The sequence below is a fragment of the Gammaproteobacteria bacterium genome, assembly GCA_013001575.1.
In the GTDB taxonomy this organism is placed as follows: domain Bacteria; phylum Pseudomonadota; class Gammaproteobacteria; order Steroidobacterales; family JABDMI01; genus JABDMI01.
This window is the reverse complement of sequence record JABDMI010000001.1, coordinates 1-20,665: the sequence shown is the minus strand read 5'-3', so window position 1 is coordinate 20,665 and position 20,665 is coordinate 1. Positions and strand designations below refer to the sequence as shown.

Annotated in this window: 17 protein-coding genes; 11 read left to right on the top strand and 6 right to left on the bottom strand. The window is 46.0% G+C overall.

The annotated features are described in order from the left end of the window. Together HKN88_00085 and HKN88_00080 are read left to right on the top strand one after the other, a co-directional pair. On the top strand, window positions 1-743 hold a 743-nt coding region (locus HKN88_00085; protein ID NNC96447.1), incomplete at its 5' end, for a DUF4382 domain-containing protein. 141 nt (window positions 744-884) lie between these two features. Then, complete coding sequence (locus HKN88_00080; GenBank protein NNC96446.1) at window positions 885-2,120, top strand: sodium:proton antiporter; 1,236 nt, start codon at window positions 885-887, stop codon at window positions 2,118-2,120. Window positions 2,121-2,331: 211 nt separating this feature from the next. Here the strand turns inward: HKN88_00080 and HKN88_00075 are convergent, their stop codons facing one another. Together HKN88_00075 and HKN88_00070 are read right to left on the bottom strand one after the other, a co-directional pair. Further along, window positions 2,332-2,814 carry a hypothetical protein gene (locus HKN88_00075; GenBank protein ID NNC96445.1) on the bottom strand — a complete coding sequence of 161 codons (483 nt, stop codon included), beginning with the start codon at window positions 2,812-2,814 and terminating at the stop codon, window positions 2,332-2,334. A gap of 11 nt (window positions 2,815-2,825) precedes the next feature. Further along, window positions 2,826-3,425: an alpha-ketoglutarate-dependent dioxygenase AlkB gene (locus HKN88_00070; GenBank protein NNC96444.1), complete on the bottom strand. Its 600-nt coding sequence runs from the start codon at window positions 3,423-3,425 to the stop codon at window positions 2,826-2,828. A 15-nt stretch (window positions 3,426-3,440) separates the two neighbouring features. Between HKN88_00070 and HKN88_00065 the strand changes: the two genes are divergently transcribed. The 3 genes from HKN88_00065 (at window position 3,441) to HKN88_00055 (ending at window position 8,999) form a co-directional block, all read left to right on the top strand. After that, the gene (locus tag HKN88_00065) at window positions 3,441-4,262 is read left to right on the top strand and encodes an ABC transporter substrate-binding protein (GenBank protein ID NNC96443.1); all 822 of its coding nucleotides are present in this window, start codon (window positions 3,441-3,443) and stop codon (window positions 4,260-4,262) included. A gap of 355 nt (window positions 4,263-4,617) precedes the next feature. After that, the gene (locus HKN88_00060; GenBank protein ID NNC96442.1) at window positions 4,618-6,741 is read left to right on the top strand and encodes a diguanylate cyclase; all 2,124 of its coding nucleotides are present in this window, start codon (window positions 4,618-4,620) and stop codon (window positions 6,739-6,741) included. Window positions 6,742-6,896: 155 nt separating this feature from the next. Further along, entirely contained in the window at window positions 6,897-8,999 is a 2,103-nt protein-coding gene (locus tag HKN88_00055) for a GGDEF domain-containing protein (GenBank protein ID NNC96441.1), read from the top strand. A gap of 12 nt (window positions 9,000-9,011) precedes the next feature. Here the strand turns inward: HKN88_00055 and gyrB are convergent, their stop codons facing one another. From gyrB to dnaA, 4 genes are all read right to left on the bottom strand, one after another. Then, window positions 9,012-11,441, bottom strand: coding sequence for a DNA topoisomerase (ATP-hydrolyzing) subunit B (gyrB, locus tag HKN88_00050; protein ID NNC96440.1), 2,430 nt, complete (start codon window positions 11,439-11,441; stop codon window positions 9,012-9,014). A gap of 369 nt (window positions 11,442-11,810) precedes the next feature. Then, entirely contained in the window at window positions 11,811-12,944 is a 1,134-nt protein-coding gene (gene recF / locus HKN88_00045; GenBank protein NNC96439.1) for a DNA replication/repair protein RecF, read from the bottom strand. A gap of 63 nt (window positions 12,945-13,007) precedes the next feature. After that, complete coding sequence (gene dnaN, locus HKN88_00040; GenBank protein NNC96438.1) at window positions 13,008-14,105, bottom strand: DNA polymerase III subunit beta; 1,098 nt, start codon at window positions 14,103-14,105, stop codon at window positions 13,008-13,010. A 367-nt stretch (window positions 14,106-14,472) separates the two neighbouring features. Then, window positions 14,473-15,834, bottom strand: a complete 1,362-nt coding sequence (gene dnaA, locus HKN88_00035) for a chromosomal replication initiator protein DnaA (GenBank protein ID NNC96437.1) — start codon at window positions 15,832-15,834, stop codon at window positions 14,473-14,475. A 559-nt stretch (window positions 15,835-16,393) separates the two neighbouring features. Here dnaA and rpmH point away from each other — a divergent pair. The 6 genes from rpmH to HKN88_00005 form a co-directional block, all read left to right on the top strand. Then, a complete protein-coding gene (rpmH, locus tag HKN88_00030) occupies window positions 16,394-16,528 on the top strand; it encodes a 50S ribosomal protein L34 (GenBank protein ID NNC96436.1) in 135 nt (44 codons plus the stop codon). A gap of 49 nt (window positions 16,529-16,577) precedes the next feature. Beyond that, window positions 16,578-16,943 carry a ribonuclease P protein component gene (gene rnpA, locus HKN88_00025; protein ID NNC96435.1) on the top strand — a complete coding sequence of 122 codons (366 nt, stop codon included), beginning with the start codon at window positions 16,578-16,580 and terminating at the stop codon, window positions 16,941-16,943. Window positions 16,944-16,962: 19 nt separating this feature from the next. Continuing rightward, on the top strand, window positions 16,963-17,193 hold the full coding sequence (gene yidD, locus HKN88_00020) for a membrane protein insertion efficiency factor YidD (protein NNC96434.1): 231 nt from the start codon (window positions 16,963-16,965) through the stop codon (window positions 17,191-17,193). Between the two features lie 97 nt (window positions 17,194-17,290). Then, window positions 17,291-18,961, top strand: coding sequence for a membrane protein insertase YidC (gene yidC / locus HKN88_00015; protein NNC96433.1), 1,671 nt, complete (start codon window positions 17,291-17,293; stop codon window positions 18,959-18,961). Between the two features lie 235 nt (window positions 18,962-19,196). Beyond that, the gene (locus tag HKN88_00010; GenBank protein ID NNC96432.1) at window positions 19,197-19,571 is read left to right on the top strand and encodes a DoxX family protein; all 375 of its coding nucleotides are present in this window, start codon (window positions 19,197-19,199) and stop codon (window positions 19,569-19,571) included. A gap of 447 nt (window positions 19,572-20,018) precedes the next feature. After that, window positions 20,019-20,665 (top strand): NAD-dependent epimerase/dehydratase family protein (locus HKN88_00005; GenBank protein ID NNC96431.1); only part of this gene is annotated, 647 nt, incomplete at its 3' end.

Genomic DNA, 20,665 nt, shown 5'->3' with positions numbered 1-20,665 from the left:
TGCATGGTCCCAGCGGCACAATATCAATTGATGCAGCTGACAAGATCAATCTTATGGCCTTACAGGGCAACAATTCAGAACTCTTGGCCTCTGTGACTGACCTCGAAGCGGGTAACTATCAGTGGATGCGTTTACTGGTCAATGCTGAAGAAGGCGTGATGGATTCCTACATTGAGTTTGACACAGAATCTTTTCCATTACGTATTCCATCCGGTGCGCAAAATGGTTTAAAACTTAATCGTCCATTTGTGATTGCCGCGGGCAGTCGTACCGATTTCACTATTGACTTTGATCTAAGAAAATCGGTTCACAAACCATCTGCCCAAAATGCCGATTACATCCTGCGCCCAACCTTGCGTGTTGTGAATAATCTGGAAGTGGGTACTGTAATAGGAACAGTTGCGGCTGATATCCTCACCAATAATAATTGTGCTGAAGGCACTGCTGTATATTTGTTTGACGGTCTTGCTGCAGTTGCCGATGATATAGACGGTTTGGATGCTGAACCGGTTACCACTGCCAATGTCACGATTGATACTAACACCGGTGCGGGCAGTTATGAGATTGGATTTGTGGAAGCGGATCTGGATTACACAGTCGCTTTGACCTGTACTGCCGATCTGGATGATCCGGAAGTAGATAATCTGAATACCACGGCAACGCCGCCTGTTGAAGATGTATTTTTCATAGATCAGCAAAATATTACTGTACAAGCAGACACCGAGACTATTGCGAATTTCTGATTACTCGTCAGCAAGTAATAATTTGAACCGGCTTCGGCCGGTTTTTTTTATGATTACATTTAATTGCCCTTGAATTCCTAAGCTTTTATATAACGCTTGAGTTAAAATCTACCGCACTCTCTGCTAAGAAAAATTACCCTCATGAGCCTGTTCGACATCCTATCCGCCCTGTTGGTTTTGACTGCTGTTTTCAGCTATCTCAACCACCGCTTTTTTAAATTACCGACCACCATCGGCATTATGTTATTGAGCCTGGTATTTGCGAGTGTGATTATTTTTATCGGAGGCTTTATCCCCGGATTACGAGAATCGGCAGAGGCTTTGGTAGTATCCATCGATTTCAACGAGACGGTCTTGCATGGCATGTTGAGTTTCCTGCTTTTCGCGGGCGCGCTGCATGTGAATTTGAATGACTTGCGCGAACAGAAATGGGTCATTGCGATTTTGGCTACCTTTGGTGTGATGCTTTCGACCTTTTTGGTAGGCACGGTAATGTATTACATTTTTCAACTTGTTGGTCTGGAGATAAATTATCTCTGGTGTTTGGTGTTTGGCTCATTGATCTCGCCCACCGACCCGATCGCCGTTATGGGAATCCTGAAAATTGCCGGCGCTCCCAAAACTTTAGAGACCAAGATCGCCGGTGAGTCATTATTTAACGACGGTGTAGGCGTTGTTATCTTCCTGGTTCTGCTCGGACTTGCCACCGGGCAAACAGAAGCCTCGGCTTCTAATGTTTTGGGATTATTTGCAAAAGAAGCGATTGGCGGCGCGATTTTTGGTTTGGGTATTGGCTACATCGGTTATGCGATGCTCAGTCATGTGGATAACTATCAGGTAGAAGCCTTGATCACACTCGGCCTGGTATCGGGCGGGTATGCCTTTGCCGAATATTTACACATTTCAGCACCCATCGCGATCGTAATTGCAGGCTTGTTAATAGGAAATCAGGGTCGCTATTTTGCGATGTCGGACAAAACCAGAAAACGTCTGGATGATTTCTGGGAACTTATTGACGAGATCCTGAATGCCGTACTCTTTTTGTTAATCGGGGTCGAAATTCTGGTTTTAAGTTTGAACGGGCAATACTTGTTACTCGGTCTGATCGCCATTCCGGTGGTTCTATTGTGCCGACTGGTCAGTGTTGGTGGCCCCGTGCAATTACTCAAAAAAACCCGACCCTTCACCCAACACGCCATCAAGATCATGGTGTGGGGCGGTTTGCGCGGCGGTATCTCGGTAGCTTTGGCATTGTCGATACCGAAAGCTGAGTGGGTACGTGACCCGATCTTGACTATTACCTATTGTGTGGTGATTTTCTCAATCGCAGTACAGGGTTTAACAATTAAAAAATTGTTACAGAAGTCTTTGAGTTAAATTGTCAATTGAATTCCTGGACTTGATCCAGGATCTCGAATTTCTGACTTGAACCATAACTTGAGACCCTCGATAACAGCTGCGCTGTTTCAAGGGATTCCTTTTTGAACTTTTAAAGTGGAGTCCCGATCGTTTGCTTCTTGGGTCCGCCAGGTTGTAATGGTTCAACGTGAGATAGCAGTATTGAGCGTCCTTGAATATGTGGACTGAGTTAGATCTCACTTGCGGGGCTATCGGGACTGACTTTTTTAGGTCCGCTTTTTCTGGATGGTTCGCGTAATTCAAAATTTACGGGTTCACCTGTAATGGAGAAACCCTGATCCACGATCACGATCTGGTCTTCAAACTCTCCACCAAGCGTATTTTCCCAGCCCCATTGTTTGCCTTTGATATAGACCTTGACCGGCTTATTGTGTAAGGGAAAGGCAACTTTGGTGATGATCTCTGAAATGACCTGTGGCGCCATAACATCTTTGGGCCGGTCGAGCATTGCCACAATGGCGATATGCTGGTCTGTCTCCAGCACCGACTCGACCGTTAGGGTCCAGGCAGGGTCAGGAACGGTAAAAGAGAACTCATAAGTTGTCATGACCACTTCCTCAAGCAATGATTCTGCTTTTTCATCGGGTAAGGTTTCTAAATTGCACGCCAGTAACAGAGCACCTAGCGAGATTAGTAGACTCTTTTTCAACATTGCTTATCACCTTATTCTTTGTGATGTATTGTTCGGAAAGTCAGGTTAATGCGTTGACCAACCGCTTTTTTGGTTTTTGCTAGCTGATGTTGCCAATATTGTTGCGTTTGTCCTGACATGATCAGTAAAGAACCGCTATGCAATTCGAAATCGAGTTTCGCAAGCGTCTTGTCAAACTTGTGGCGCATTTGAAATTTTCGACTTGCCCCGAAACTCAGCGACGCAATAACAGGATTGTCACCCAACTCCGGTTCATTATCCTGATGCCAACCCATACTGTCTTGCCCGTCCCGATACAGATTTAATAACACCGAATTAAACCGGGTTTTGGAATATTCTTCGATCTTATGTTTAATCGCCTGTAGTGTTGGTGTCCAGGCTTTGGGCGTATTTTTCAGCCCGGAGTAAACATAATCCGTTCCCGGGTCACCGTACCAGGCGGTTAATCTCGGTTGCAAAACGCGTTTGCCAAACAGTCGAATCTTCTCATGCCGCCATTCGATCTCATCACGCAATGTATCAAAATCGACATTAAGCGCATTCTCAAACAAGACCACTTTACCGTCTCTGGGTAAAAGATTTGTGTCAGAAGAAAAAAGCGCGGATTGCATTGTTATAATCTTACTATGAAACCAGTCAAACTTCGCATCGGTGGCGTGCCTGAACATTTTAATCTTCCCTGGCGACTTGCCATAAGCTCGGGAGAACTCACCGACCTGGGCGTTGACGCCAGCTGGATGGATTTTCCGGGCGGTACCGGCAGTATGGTTGCTGCATTAAATGAGGCCGAGGTCGATATTGCCATGCTCCTGAGCGAAGGGGCGATCAAGGGCTTAAACCACAAGTGTGAATATGAGATCTTGTCTTTTTACACCACCACACCCTTGCTATGGGGCATTCACGTTGCCGCTGATTCTGACATTACTATACTGGATGATTGTGAAAACCTGCGCTTTGCGATTAGTCGTTACGGTTCCGGTTCGCACTTGATGTCTTATGTCTTGGCCGACCAGCAAAACTGGCCCTTGTCAGATTTACAATTCGAGCGGGTTGGCAATCTTGACGGGGCGCGCGACTACATGGCTAACACCAAAGACGTTGTGTTCTTATGGGAAAAATTCATGACCCAACCGTTGGTGGATGAAGGTGAATTTCGTTGTGTAGCTGTAATTCCAACGCCGTGGCCATGCTTTGTGGTGTGTGTAAGAAAGTCGGTGTTGCAAAACCATTCCGACTTGATCAGTTCAATACTACAATCTGTTTTTGAGTGCGCGGAGGAATTAAAAGCCTCACCAATCGCGGCCAAAGTCATTGCCGCCACTTACGCGCTGGATGTCGATGAGACCCGCAAATGGCTGAAGCTCACCGATTGGGCGACATCCATTGATCTGAATCCGGATACACTGGATCAGATTAAAGATACCTTAAAACGTTTAAAATTGATTTGACTTTTAAATTATTTCTATATAAAACAATAAGTTAAACGGCTCAATCTCCAAGTCGTCACACCCAGAAGCGGCAATCCCTTGTGGTTTTTAGACAAATGCGATTTTTGTAGCAGATTAGTCAAACTAACTATATTTACATTAGTACACAATCTGGCGATAATTATCGGCTGGAGCGTTCCATGGTGGAACTGGCCAATAAAAATAACAGAATAAACAATTACATAGGGATAGTAATGACATGGGGCGAACAACACGACAGTACCACTTGATTCAGCAATGCCTCTTGGCTGTGCTGTGGAGCCTGTTGTGCGCTCATTCTTTAACGGCCGCTCCGCTTTCTCCTGGCATTAAAGCCATGCACGTCGAATTCACGCCAGTATCAGAGCGCGTGCTTCCAAACAACGATCGTTTCAGAGAGCTCGACAACGCAACCCTGTTTTTCGAACCAGACTTATCTGACGCCTATTGGATTCGCATGAGTTTACCGAATAACCGCAAATTCGAACCTGGCTACATTCTGTCTATACGTCCGGCCAGCATACACAATGTGGATATGTATATCCCGGCCTTGCAAGGCAACGAGCCGATAAAAAGCATTAACCGTTTCAAGATCGATACCACACCCAAGTTTTCCAATCGCACCAAAGTATTTGAGATTCCCGACAACTACAAAGTGGGACAGGATATTTTGTTCTATGTGCACTCCCGCAATGACGAACAGCTAAAAATAGACTACTGGACACACGACCAATACCTGGTAATCGATCGCAAACAAAGTATTATTTTAAGTGCGATGTTAGCCAGTTTGTTTATTCTGGTTATTGTGAACCTGATCTTTTATGCGGCTATACGTGACCGTGATCTGCTGTCCTATGTGGTCTATCTGGGTGCAATTCTCCTATTTACCATGATGGCATCGGGCAAGCTCTATGAATTCGAGAGTGGTAGGTTATTAGCTGGATCCTATAACAGTACTCTTTTGTTGTTCACTCTGACCTGTATAACGCTCACCATTTTTATCCAGCGTTTTCTAAAATTAAAAACCTACACGCCGGTTTTTTATATTGTTACCAATATCTGTTTGCTGGTTTATGTCGGAGTCGCTTTGTTCTCCCTGGTGTTTTGGCCTGCCCCGCCAGCGGCCTTTAATGTGGTCAATTATGCGATTCTCATGACTTTCCCTCTGGGTCTTTACGCTGCTCTGAAAGCCTGGTACCTGGGTCACAAACAGGCCGCGTATTTCTTATTAGCCTTTACCCCGTTAATTTTCACAGTGGTTATACGATTGATGGTCATACTGGATTTTATTCCAGATCTGGAGATTGCAAATTACGGTTTTTATGTAGCCGTGGTATTCCAGGGAATAGTCTTGACCATCGGTTTGTCGGATCAAATGCTCAGATTACGCAATGAACGTGACGTGGCTCAACGTGAAAGCGATTTCGCCGCACAAAGCTTGCAAGAGCAACAGGATTTTTCAAACTTTTTAGCTCGTGTCAGCGCCGAGGTAAGAGCCAATCCGGGCTCTAATCATGACGAAATGATCGTGCAAGTATTCTTCGATCGTATCCAGCGTCTTTTTCAGGTCAAACAAGGTGCTGTAGTCTTTCAGGTTGATGCGGATATCAAAGTTTACGCCAACCACAAAAGAAATCAGTCTGCTTTCGAGGAATACGTGAATGACCACATCGAAGATGTATCTAAAATTTGCCACGGTACTGAGATTAACGAACTAACCTTGTTCAGCCATCCTTTTTTTCCCGTCCAGACCAAGATGTTGATCTTGCCTGTACACATGCGCGGGCACGAATGGAGTGGCATGCTTTTGAATATCGAGGTCACCAGCAAGATTACCAGTGATGAGTTTGAATCGCTGCATCGCTACGCAACCGAACTGGTGCGAACCTTGGTCAATGCCCACAAACTAAAACAATATTCGATCAAAGCCGAAACTGATGACCTGACCCAGGTCATGAATCGTGGTGCCATCCTGAATCAATTAAATAATGAGATAGATAACGCCATGGTTTCACATTTGCCGTTATCCATTGCTTTTGTGGATATTGATCATTTTAAGGAAATTAATGATTCCCTCGGTCATGAAGCCGGAGACACCTGTTTATCCTATTTGTCCTACCAGATGAAACGCTATATGCCCAAGGATTGCCATGTTGGTAGATTGGGTGGTGATGAATTTTTATTTGTTTGTCCAAATTACACACCGCAACAAGTACGTAGCATTATGATTAGCCTCTCCGGGTCGCTGGATACCTTGATCATTGAAGACGATGAGTGTCAATTTACCCTGAGTATCGGCATTGCCCAGTATGAATACCCGACCCTGGATTTCAAATCTCTGCTCAGGCGTGCGGACAGTGCATTGTATCAATCAAAGAACAACGGGCGCGATTGCATTACCATTGATGATCCAACAGTAATGACGCCATTTGCCTATCAACCGGGCGCTAACAGTTTATGACTTGCGGGATTAATAATCTGAAAATTGATCGAAGCTTACGGCTTCCGGATTTGCTGCTAATCAGTTTGTTATGTATTTTTTTCGCCAGCTTTTTATCGCCGGCGACCTATGCTACGGAATTTGCATATACCAAAAGTTCAAGCACTAAGAACTTGATGCCCGAAGACATATTGGTGGATCTTTCAATTCGTAATCCGCGTGACCGCGATGCCGATAAGCTGCCCCTTGAAACGCTGATCTTTGAACCTTACAACAGTATTTTGATTCGTGCACAGCGACAAAAAACTGTCGAGTTCTGGTTACGTATTCAAAAAACCGATGCATCAAGTTTTAACCAAAATGAATTATTTGCCTTCACCCCGAGTACCTTGGAACAAATTGATCTGGTCTTACCTCAGATCGCAGGCAAAGAACCGATCAAACGTATCCAGCAATTCGATTTTGAATCGCAACCGAAATACTCCAAACGTGCCCTGGTATTTGAATTGCCTCCAGAGGCCAATAATACCAATATCCTGTATTTTCATGTTTGGAGCAGCAATACCGTTGAGCCCGACCTGAAACTCTGGAAACAGGACAGTTATGTCAGGCTGGATAAAAAGTATTCCTCTTTTTTATCCATGCTCTACGCCAGTATGTTCAGTCTGGTATTGGTAAACCTGGTGTTTTTTATAGGAATTCATGACCGCAATTATCTGTATTACGCTTTATTCCTTGGTACGGCCGTTTTGGCATTAATGACCAGCTCCCACAAAATTTATGAATTTGCCATGGCCCGTTATCTCGCGGGATCTGAAAACACCGTGTTGGCCATGCGTGCGTTGTGTTTGTTTTTACTCGCATTGTTCATACAGCACTTTATGCGCCTGAAAAAATATTCACCGAATTTATACAAACTCACGGAATTGATCAAACTCATATTTGCAAGTTTGACCATTGTGTTTTTTGTAATGCGGCCCTTGCCGGAATTTGTCACCCTGGTGCTCAACTGGGCGGGCATATTATTCAGTCCATTGCTTTTTATTGTCCCCTTCCTGGTTTTACAATTGGGCAACCGCCAGGCTCGTTATATACTTTATTCTTTAATTCCCCTGATCATTGGCTTGTTTATTCGAATCTTGGCAGATTCCAGTGTGATCGATGCAAGCCTCTATACCACCTATGCTTTTCAGATCGGTGTTTTGATACAGGCCTTGATTATGAGTATCGGGCTCTCGGAACGAATTGTGGATCTACGCAAACAGCGTGACAGGGCACAATCCTCCAATCGCATGAATAACCAATCTCTGGAAATCGAAAAAAAGCACGCCGAATTTCTTGTACGGGTCAAAACTCAGGCGCGTGAGAATTCAGAGAACCCGGAAAACGAAATTGTGCACGGGTTTTTTGAAGAACTAAGGCCTTTGTACCAGTTCCACAATGCTGCGATCATTTATCAGATCGATACCCATATGCACATTCGTGTTGACAAGGAGGTTCATCAGAATGCCTACAATGAATACGTACAAAAACATCCTCTGGAAATTCCAAGAATTTGTCATGGTACGGAGATCTCCGAACTTGAGGTCGATGAATCCGATGACTTTGACCAACAAAGCAAAATGCTTATTGTGCCTGTATTTATGCGTGGTCAGGAATGGTGCGGGATGTTAATGAATATCGATAAAAACCGTTATTACTCCATGAGTGAGAACGATGCCCTGCACCGTTATGCCACAGAAATGATTCGCGCTTTACTCGCGGTGCATATCAAGGATTCCCTGTTGGAGGAAGTGCGTACCGATACCATCACTTACAAACTGAATCGCGCGGCTATTTTCGATGAACTGGAAAAAGCCATCAAACGCTTACAATATTCCGAAACGGATTGCACGGTGGCGTTGGTCGATATTGATAATTTTCATGTCATTAATGACAATTATGGAACCGAGATCGGTAATCTGTGTTTGCAGTATATGGCCACGCATGTAAGCAAGCATTGTCCAGATGAAACTCACATTGGTCGTATAGGTGGCGATGACTTTTTACTGATCTTTGACGGTTGCTCTATCACAGACGTTGAGAATCAAATGCAAAACATGTATCAAGGCCTGCAAACCGTATCCATAAACAACATTGCAATTGACATATCCGTGAGTGTTGGGATTACTCCCATCCTGGGTGCCTTTGAAACCGTGCGAATTGTGATGAAGCGCGCTGACCTGGCCTTGAGTGAAGCCAAAAAAACCGGCAACACCCATCACACTATCGAAATCTAGCGCTGCAAAAGATCAAACGTCCAGATTGCTGGCCGACAAGGCATTTTTCTCAATAAACTCACGCCGCGGTTCAACCTGATCACCCATTAGCGTGGTAAAGATCTCGTCGGCGGAAACCGCGTCCTGAATTTTTACTTGCAGCAAGCGACGGGTTTCCGGGTTCACTGTGGTGTCCCAGAGTTGATCGGGATTCATTTCACCCAAACCTTTGTAACGCTGGATTGACTGACCTTTTTTCGCTTCATTCATTAACCAGTCAACGGCTTCTTTTAAAGTTTCAACCGGTGCTTGTTTTTCACCGCGGGTGACTTTGGCGCCTTCGCCGATCAGATTGGCCAGGTCTTTGCCAAGCTCAGCGATATGCAAGTATTCCGCTGATTGGAAGAATTCATTTTGGATACGTTTATGGGTGATAACACCGTGATAATGGCGTTGAATATCCAGGGTGTAACCGATATCTTCTTCGTGGTGTTCGAATTCCACTTTGTATTTCGGTGCATTGTCTTCATCGTTTTGCAAACGCGCCACCAGTCGCTCGGCCCAGTTTTGCATAAAGGCCCGGTCTTCCCGGTTGTCTTCAGTAATGGCTTCAAGGTGCAACATTTGGCGTAAGACATTTTCATCATAACGACGCGCCCAACGTTGAATAATACTTTCAAACATCATGTATTGTTTGGCCAGACTTTCCAGTGAAACGCCCTGCACTGGCGGCGCCCCTTCATTTACAAACAAGGCCGCTTTATCCAGTGCATTACTCAATAAAATCTGGTTAAGTTCGGCGTCGTCTTTAACATAAATTTCCGATTTACCCCGCTTGACCTTGTACAAAGGTGGTTGGGCAATATAAATGTGTCCAGCTTCGACCAGGCTTGGCATTTGTCGATAAAAGAACGTCAGCAACAAGGTGCGGATGTGTGAGCCATCGACGTCGGCATCGGTCATGATGATGATGCGATGGTAACGCAATTTCTCAAGATCAAAATCATCACGCCCGATCCCGGTACCTAATGCCGTGATCAAGGTGCCTACCTCCTGGGATGACAACATTTTGTCAAAACGGGCTTTTTCTACATTCAGAATTTTGCCTTTCAAAGGAAGAATAGCCTGCGTACGGCGATCGCGGCCTTGTTTGGCCGAGCCACCCGCGGAGTCACCCTCCACCAGAAACAGTTCGGATTTTGACGGGTCTTTTTCCTGACAGTCGGCAAGTTTGCCAGGCAGTCCGGCAATGTCCAGGGCGCCTTTTCGCCGTGTCATTTCACGTGCTTTGCGCGCGGCTTCACGCGCCCGTGCAGCATCGATCATTTTGCTCGAGATGGCTTTGGCTTCTTTGGGGTTTTCCAAAAGAAAGTCTTTAAACTTTGTCGACATGATGGCTTCTACCGCCGATTTCACTTCCGAGGAAACCAGTTTATCTTTGGTTTGTGATGAGAATTTCGGGTCAGGAACTTTTACCGACAATACCGCCGTCATGCCTTCACGTGCATCGTCACCACTCGGGGTAACTTTATCTTTTTTACTCGCGAGTTCTTTGTCCAGATAACTTTTTAAACTGCGCGTGAGTGCCGCACGAAATCCAGCCAAGTGGGTGCCGCCATCGCGTTGCGGAATGTTGTTGGTGTAACAGAACATGTTTTCCTGATACGAATCATTCCACTGTATTGCCACTTCCACTCCGATGTCATCCGTCTCGCCGGTGAAATAAAACACGTTCGGATGTAATGGGGTTTTCTTTTGGTTCAGGTGTTCAACAAAGGCTTTGATCCCGCCCTCGTATTCGAATACATCTTCTTTGTCGTCACGCTCGTCACGCAACACAATGCGCACACCCGAATTCAAAAAAGAAAGTTCGCGTAAGCGTTTGGCCAAGGTATCAAAATAAAAATGAATATTGGTGAAAGTTTTCGCGCTGGGCTTAAAACGAATGGTGGTTCCCGAACGCGCGGTGTTCCCGACAATTTCCAAGTCACCGGCCGGTTCACCCAAATGGTATTTTTGAAAATGGGTTTTGCCATTGCGATGAATGGTTAACTCCAGTTCGTCCGACAAGGCGTTGACCACCGACACACCCACACCGTGCAAACCACCCGAAACCTTATACGAGTTGTCGTCAAACTTACCCCCGGCGTGTAACACCGTCATGATCACCTCGGCGGCAGAACGGCCTTCTTCCGGGTGAATGTCGGTTGGAATTCCTCGCCCGTCATCGATCACGGTGACAGATTCGTCGGCGTGAATGGTGACCTGGATCTCGGAGCAATGCCCGGCCAGAGCTTCATCGATGGAATTATCGACCACTTCGAACACCATGTGGTGCAATCCGGTGCCATCGTCGGTGTCGCCTATGTACATGCCGGGCCGTTTACGTACGGCTTCAAGCCCTTTGAGTACTTTGATATTACTGGAGTCGTAAGATTGATCAGGGCTTTGCGTGGCTGTCATGAATGTCTCAGTTCTGGTAGGGGAATTGGGGGCCAATTCAAACCCAGAATTATACCATTTTTATGCATTTCGAATATGCCCTAAATCGCTCAGAACTGCTGTTAAATCAATTTTTTAGCTTTGTCAGGGTCTAACTCAAGTTGGCGCCAAAATTGGCTCAGAATGCATTCTCGAATGCCTAATTATTGTACAAAAGGATGTCTCGGTTTTTGTGCGCTGCAACACATAATTTTACCTATGTTGCGTCGCATCATTAAATATTGTTTGATTTTTATTCACACTTGGGTGGCTTCTTGTTCCAAAAACGTGTGCTTTTTATGGGGTATTTTTTTCTGGAACTGGGCTATTAGGACAAATAGTAGATTGAAATTATGCTTTACATATTTTCCCATGTTCCACGTGGAACTGTTTTGCTTGGGCAAAAATCGGGTGATCGATCGGACTCAAAGCGGTTACAAAGGTTTGTGCGTCGAGATCCTGGATGGCTTGCAGCAAACGCTTGCTGTGCTCGGAATCCAGTTCAGCAAAGGGGTCGTCGATTAATAAAATGGGTGAAACCTGGTGTTTTTCCCTGAAATGCACTGCCTGAGCCAGCATCATGCTGGCCGCGATCAGTTTTTGTTGTCCCCGCGAAACCCGCTGTTGCGCCCGATGAAACTGGGTATGTTGTGCTTTTTCGTCTGAATCGTGCTCATTATTGTTAGTTAAAACCTCTCCACCCACACGGATCACCAGATCTGCTCGATGTGGCCCAACCCCGGTTAAACCGGTTTTTTGCTCACGCTCGGCGCTGTTTTCCAGAGCCTGGGCAAAACTCAGATCCTTGGTCCAGCCGGATCGATAACTTATATCGATCTGCATACCAACCAAAGTTTCGGCCAAAATCGGTATATCCTTGGAAATCTCCTGACAATACTGGCGTCGAACCCGATCGATGTATTCGCCCGATTCGATCAAAATATCGGTCCAAGCCTGTAATTGTAGATGGGAAATGCCTTTTTTTAAGCCCGCGTTTCGCTGTTTGAGCGCACGTTGATAGCGACGCCATTCGTGCATAAATTGAGGTTCCACGTGGAACACCCCCCAATCCAGGTACTGGCGCCGGCCTTTGGGGCCGTCTTCAATCAGTTTGTGAATACTGGGGTCAATAATGATTGATGGCAATAAACGACTCAATTCCGCCAGGCTGTTCGTGACTTCGCCATCAATTTTAGCCAGAGTGTTAGCACTGGAACCATCGCGTGAGACCTGCAAAGCCAATTGGTGAGTGATCTCGGATTCGAGCTTGGTTCTCAGTACAAAGGCCGGTTGGTGGTCCTGAATGAGTTTGAGCAGACTGTTGGCTCGAAAAGAGCGGCCACGGGATAAACAAAAAATCGCTTCAAGAATGGAGGTTTTGCCGGCGCCATTAGCCCCAAGGATCAGGTTGATCGAGGAGGAGGGCTTGAACTGAATCTGGTTAAGACAACGAAAATCAGAGATCGCCAGTTCGGTCAGATACATAAGTCAGGAATTAAACAGGTCACCGGCCAAAGTTAAAACTGTGCGACCTGTACACAAATCGGCTTAGAGCCGCATTGGCATGATCACAAATTTCGCCCCGGGCATTTTCTCGTCGGTAATCAAACACGAGCTGTTGGAGTCGGTGAGACCCAGCTCAATTTGATCGGATTGCAAAATACCTAATACGTCTAGTAAGTAATTCACATTAAAGCCCACTTCAAAACTTTCTCCGCCAAATTGTATTTCGATGGCATCTTCGGCTTCTTCCTGTTCGGGGTTGTGGGAATGAATGCCTAAAGTGTTCTCTTTTAATTCCAGACGGATACCGCGGAATTTCTCATTGGATAAAATGGCCGCACGTTGCAGGGCCGCGCGTAATTCCTGACGATCGGCCGCGATATTATTTGAGGTTGAATTTGGTATAACTCTTTGATATTCAGGGAATTTTCCGTCAATTAACTTGGATATAAAACGTCTGTCCCCAAGCTCCGCCTGCAAATGGTGCTGGCTTAAAGTAATTTCCACATCCCCGTCGGTCTCCAGTAATCGCGACAGCTCCAGAACCCCTTTGCGAGGCAGAATTATTTGTACATCCGACTTATGCTCCACGGCTGTAGCCGCCATCGCCAGGCGATGTCCATCGGTTGCCACCGTAACCAGATTTCCGTCTTTGAGTTCGAACAACATACCATTGAGGTAATACCGCACATCTTGTTGTGCCATGGAAAACTGAGTGCGTTCGATCTGCTCACGCAAGGTGTTTTGCGAGATCTTGATGGTTTGCGCACCTTTAACCGCCTCCAACACCGGAAATTCAGTGGCTGGTAAGGTCGACAAGGTAAAGCGCGATCGTCCCGAGCGCACTGTGACACGTTCCTTATCCAGAGCAAAACGCAGATCGCTGCCAGCCGGCAGGTTACGACAAATATCCAAAAGCTTGCGACCGGGTAGGGTGATGTCACCGGCTTTTTCAACTTTCAAACCATCGCTGGTGCTCGCCGCCAATTGCACTTCAAGATCGGTAGCCGTGAGGCTGAGATCATTTTTACTCACTTGCACAAACACATTGGCCAAGACTGGCATAGTTTGACGTCGTTCAACAACCCCGATTACCGCTTGCAGGGTTTTAAGGAATGAATCTCTGGATATGGTGAATAACATAATAAATAAAACCTTATATATATACTTTATTATTACTATTATTAGTCTTGTGGGTAACTGTATAAAAGACTAATTATTTATATAAATCAATAAGTTATCAAATTTTAAGCCTGTGTTTAAAGAGGCTTTAAAAGCACTCACATCCTGTGTATGAAATGTGAATAAGTACACAAACTCTTATTTCACACATGTCGTCCTCGAGTTATACACATACTTATACACAAGTTGTTCTGTTTGTATGCAAAGCAAGGTTAAATACTGTGATATCAACCTTGATATCCACCCAAATTGACACAGGTTTGAGTTTAACTTCGTATTGTAAAACATTCCCGCCATAACTCACTCGCTTTCTTGAGTTATCGCAGGATTAATTGGTCAGGGTACGATATAAATTATCGTAATCTTCTCGCATGCGATGATCACTCTCACGCAAGGCTTTGATTTTCTTTTGGGCATGGATTACCGTGCTGTGATCACGTCCGCCAAAGGCTTTTCCAATTTCCGGCAGACTGTGGCGGGTTAATTCCTTGGCCAGGGCCATGGCCACTTGACGTGGCCGCGCAATCGATCGCGTGCGGGTTTTTGAGGTGAGGTCGTTCACCCGTATCTTGAAATACGAGGCCACGGTTTTCTGGATGTTCTCAATTGAAATAAGTTTTTCCTGCACCGCCAACAGATCACGTAAAGCCTGTTTGGCAAAATCCAGCGAGATCGGTTGGCCGGTAAAGCGTGCGTTGGCCACCACGCGACGTAGGGCACCTTCCAGTTCTCGCACGTTGGAACGAATGTTTTGCGCAATAAAAAACGCAACATTTTCCGGTAATTGAATTTGCGCGAGTTCGGCTTTTTGCATCAAAATAGCCACACTGGTTTCCAGTTCCGGTGGTTCAATGGCCACGGTCAGACCCCAGCCAAAACGCGACTTTAAGCGCTCTTCCAGTCCGGTCACTTCCTTGGGGTAACGGTCGGAAGTCAAAACGATCTGTTGTTTGGCGTCCATTAAGGCATTAAAGGTATGAAAAAATTCTTCCTGGGAACGTTCTTTACCGGCAAAGAACTGGATGTCATCAATGAGCAGGGCGTCCAGTGACCGATAGGTGTGTTTGAAATTATCAATGCGCCCGTGTTGCAAGGCTTTTACCATGTCACCCACAAAACGCTCGGAATGCACATAAGCGATCTTAGCCTTGGGATTGGTTTTTAAGATGGCGTTTCCAATACTGTGCATCAAGTGGGTTTTACCCAGTCCTACACCGCCGTAAATAAACAAGGGGTTGTAGGAATACCCGGGGTTTTCCGCGACCTGTAAGGCCGCCGCTCTGGCGATCTGGTTACTTTTACCTTGCACAAAATTGCCAAAACTAAAATCCGGATTCAAGCGACTGGAGATCGGAAAGGGAGTGGGCTGCATAAAGGAGCCGGTTGTGGAGCTTTGGTCGATGGCATGATCACGCGCGATTACCGAGGCCTGTTTTCTGGGCACGCGTGGCTCACTCGGGTTTCCAACGGCAAGTACAACTTGTCCATTGCTTTGTTTGCTGGAATACAATTCACGAATTCGCGGCAGCAGGTCATTTTCCAAATGTTGACGAATAAAATTATTCGGCGCGTATAAGGTCAGTTCATCACCTCGTAATTCGCAATGCAAGGGACGCAAGTAGATATTGAACTGTTCCTGGTCCAGTTCAAGTTTCAAGGTATCCAGACAATGTTGCCACGCGGTGGACAAAGCTCACTCCAGTTAAATCGCCAACCCTACTCGTCAGCTTTTACTCGACCTGTATTTTTGGTCGTTTTAATAATGAATAAATATCCCGTTTCCAGCGCAAGCCAAGTGCGCGTTCTCAAGCAACCTGGCTTAGTGAATACATTCGGCGTGTCAGCCACGGCTAATCGGGTAATTGCCAGCGGTGGAAAAAAGGCTGGATAGTGTACCACTGAGACCTTGGCCGGGAACAGCGAAAGCGAAAAATTCTCAAACCACGCCTTAAGCACAGCTTTGAAGGGGAAATGCCGCTGTTCCGCTTAATATTTAAGCACATGGATGAATGTGAAATAGTTTTGTCAGCGGTCTTTCTTGTGACAGATTGCTGCTGATATCTGGTCAAAATGATCAGCGATTCCGACACAGCAGATCGGCTCGGAAAACGCCTGTTTTGCTTGACAAAAGGGCGCTATATCCGTATTCTGCGCGGTTCGTCAACGCCGTGCTGTTGAAGAAATGGTCAAATCGCTTTTAGCCAAGCCCTGACCCAATTTGTCAATAACACGCTAACAGGTTACAGATTATGAAACGTACATTCCAACCCAGTGTTTTAAAACGCAAACGTGCTCACGGTTTTCGTGCCCGCATGGCCACCAAAGGCGGTCGTCTGGTACTTAAGCGTCGTCGTGCCAAAGGGCGTGCCGAACTAACGGCATAAACCCGGTTTGACGGTTACCGAATGACTTTGGTGACCGGCACACTCACACGTGTTATCCAACACCACATTTCCAAGATCAAGGCGCTTACTCAAGCGCCTTGATTTTATGCGGGTTTTAAAATCCGGCAAACGCGTCTCCGATTCCCAATTAAGTTTTGCCATTTTGGCCAATGATCAGGGGCACGCTCGCCTGGGTCTGGCCATTGCCAAACGCGGGGTGCCGCACGCAGTGGATCGTAACGCCATCAAACGCCAGGTGCGTGAGGCCTTTCGGTTGCACAGCGACTTGCCGGCGGTGGATATTGTGGCTTTGACCCGACGCAGCACACAGGTCGACGATCTAAAAAAGATCCGAAACAGTGCTGACACATTATTCGGGCGTATAATCCAACACCAGCGTCGAGTCTCGACTTAAGCGGTGCTGATTAATTTATATGCCCAGTATTCAATCTATCAGCCCGGTATTACTTTTGATCCGCGTCTACCAACGCTGGGTCAGCCCCTTACTGGGTAACAATTGCCGCTTTAGTCCGAGTTGTTCCAGTTACATGCATGAGGCGATTTGTACTCATGGGCATTTACGCGGTTTGTGGCTGGGCAGTAAACGCTTCTGCAAGTGTCATCCCTGGCATCCCGGTGGTGATGACCCGGTACCAAAACATTAAAGAGCAAGATAAACCCAAGATTCACACTAAGAAATTAACTTATTAACCATTAATTAAAACATTACTTAATTAAGAATAGACCTTAAAGATTTAATCCATGGAAAACCAGAGATCCTTTTTATTCATTGCCTTGTTCTTAACCCTCACCATGTTGTACATGGAGTGGCAAAAAGATTATCATCCGCGCCCTTTGCCCGCCGCACAAATTGAAAACGCTGCCAGCCAGCCGGCGCCAACTCTGGATGTGCCGGGCGTAGAAGCCCCATCCACGGATGCCGCGAGTACTGATCTGGCCAAACCCCAGGTGCAAACCGCCACCGCGGTTAAAAAACCGCAAGGCAGATCGATCAGGGTACAAACCGACGTTTACGATCTACGCATTGATACCCGCGGTGCGGTCATTGACCAACTGACCTTGACCCAGCACCCCAAATCCAAAAAAACCCCCGACGATCTGGTGGAGTTATTCACCCGTAACGAGGTGGAAACCTATCTTTTGAATACCGGTATGACCGCGAGCTGGCAAGGTGAGCAACCCACGCATCTGGTGGAGTGGAAAAGTGCCGCCGAAACGTATTCTCTGGATGACGGACAAGATACCTTGCAAGTCCCGTTCACCTGGACTTCGGCTGACGGGGTTACGGTTAGCAAAACCTTTAACTTTTCACGCAACAGTTTTGCTTTCACCATTGATTATAAAATCGTTAACAACAGTGGCAAGAATGTGGCGGTGCGTCCCTACGCACAATTGAGTCGCAGTCATTTGCCACTCTCGCGTTCGATGTTCGATGTGGATTCTTACTCCTACAAGGGGCCGGCCTGGTTTGACGGCGAAAAATACGAAAAACTCAAAACCAAAGACTTGATGGACGACGCCATCGATACTGAGATCACCAGTGGCTGGTTGGCTACTCTTGAACATCACTTTTTGGCCGCCATTGTTCCCGCTGCGGGCAAACCGGTGAAATTCACCGCTAAATCCAAAGACGAGAATTCTTACCAGCTCACCGCCGCAGCCGAAACCTTGCAAGTCGCATCGGGACAAAGCATCAATGTCTCGCAACAGTTCTTTGCCGGTCCCAAAATACAAAAAGATCTGGCCGCCATTTCCGAAAAACTCGATCTCACCACCGACTACGGGGTGTTCTCGATCATTTCCAAACCCCTGTTCTGGTTATTGTCCTGGGTGTACGGCTTTATCGGTAACTGGGGTTGGGCCATTGTGGTGGTGACCTTAATGATTAAAGCGGCGTTTTATCCGCTCACGGCCAAAAGCGCGCGTTCGATGGCGGCCATGAAAAAGATCCAGCCACGCATTAAATTATTGCAAGAACGTTATAAGGACGATCGCCAAAAACTCTCGCAAGCCACCATGGATGTGTATCGCAAAGAAAAGATCAATCCGGCCGCCGGGTGTTTACCCATCCTGATCCAGTTCCCGTTCTTCCTGGGCTTTTATTGGCTCCTGATCGAATCGGTGGAATTGCGACAGGCGCCGTGGATGTTATGGATCCAGGATCTCTCGTCCAAAGACCCTCTGTTCATTCTTCCGGTACTTTATGGTGTGACCATGTACTTGCAACAAAAAGTACAACCCATGAGTGGCGGTAATCCGGAAATGATGCGGGTGATGAAATTCATGCCCATCGCTATGGTTGGTTTATTCTCCTTTTTCCCGGCCGGCCTAGTCTTGTACTGGATCACCAACAGCGCGGTCACCGTAGTACAACAATGGCGCATCAATTCCGTGATCGCCAAAGAAAAATAATGATTTCACAGCAATTATAGTTAATAACAAAAAGAAACCTCGTTTAACGGGGTTTTTTTTGTGGAAAACAGAAAAAAATAATTTTATGCTGATAAGCAATTTACTACACGTCAATAATATTTTGATTCCGTTAGATAGCGGTCGAGAGTCACCGGATTCTTTCAGCCGCACTGCAACGTGACTTAAAACAGACCATGCTCTACACTCGCAGACAAACATTACCGGGAGAAGACACATGAAGAAATTTTTAAGCGCCATATCACCCTATGCACATTGGCCCATAAGGCTTTCGCTCGCAGCAACCTTTTTATACCATGGCTATGGCAAATTTCCTGTTGCCGATTTCGCGGCCGTGATGGGCATGGCTGCACCTCTGGCCTGGGCGGTAGCCATCAGCGAGCTGGTTGCCGGAGTTGCGTTACTTGCCGGTGCATTTACCAAGGACATTATTACGCGGCTTGGCGCAGCAATTGTGGTAGTGATCATGATCGGGGCAATTTTTATGGTGCATCTGAAAAATGGCTTCGATGTCATGAATGGTGGCATGGAATTCCAGTTGCTCATGCTGGCAACGGGCCTATACCTACTGGTCAAAGGTAACGATGTTTGAGGCTTGTTAGCGACTGATGAGAGCGATAAAGTAATGTAAGCATGTCAATTCAGCATAATAAACAGAGATAAACAAACAGAGATAAACAAACAGAGACACACAAAAATTAATCCAACCAAAAGCCTCCTGTCGAGGCTTTTCTTTTTTATCTGAAACGCTCGGTTATTTAGTGGAATTCAATTTTGAACCGTGTCTTTTTTACTTAAGGTCAGTCCAATTACTATATTACTCATACAATTCTTGAGACTTGCTTAATTCGATTAAAGTAATGCTTGAGATGATTAATTGTATAGTGGTTTCTGCGTCAATTAACTGACAACGGGCGATGGCCATGGAAATCTTTTTGCTTTAAATATTTCCTAGAATCATAATCAGGAGAAGCGAATAAATTTGTAGTACAAATCTGATAAAATTGTTGGAAGTATCGTGTGTGTCAATTATTGAATAATGAAAAGACGTGACTTTCTCGGTTTGTCTCTAGCCAGCACTTGTGCAGCTTTATCTAGCTGTGTAGTACCTGTTGCGCCAGCAAAAAAGAAATCACAGATTTTAGTGCTTGGCGGTACCAATTTCGTGGGACCCGCAATAGTTGAACACGCACTCGCACATGGACACGAAGTCACTTTGTTTAATCGTGGTATTACCCGATCTCATCTTTTTCCAGGAATTGAAAAATTACGTGGTTTGCGCGCTGTAAATGGAGGTGATCTTTCTGCATTGCAAAACAATCGAAAATGGGATGCCGTTATTGATGTTTGGCCAGAAGAATCCGGTTTGGTAGAGCAAACTGCCAGGCTGCTCAGCGAGCGCACAGATTATTATTTTTTTGTATCCAGCATTGCCGTTTATCGTGATTTTAGTAAAGCCGGTCTAACTGAAAATTCACCAGTCCATGAAAATGATCCGGGTTGGTATGGTGGCGAAAAAGTATTGGCCGAAAAAATGCTTGAACGCTATTTTCCCGGCCGCTTTGGAGTCGCACGTTGTCATGCCATTATCGGACCGCGCGACGATGGGAATGCTTATCATTATTGGTTACGGCGTATAGCAGGCAACACGCAAGTTTTGGCGCCCGGTTCCGGCAAGGATCCTGT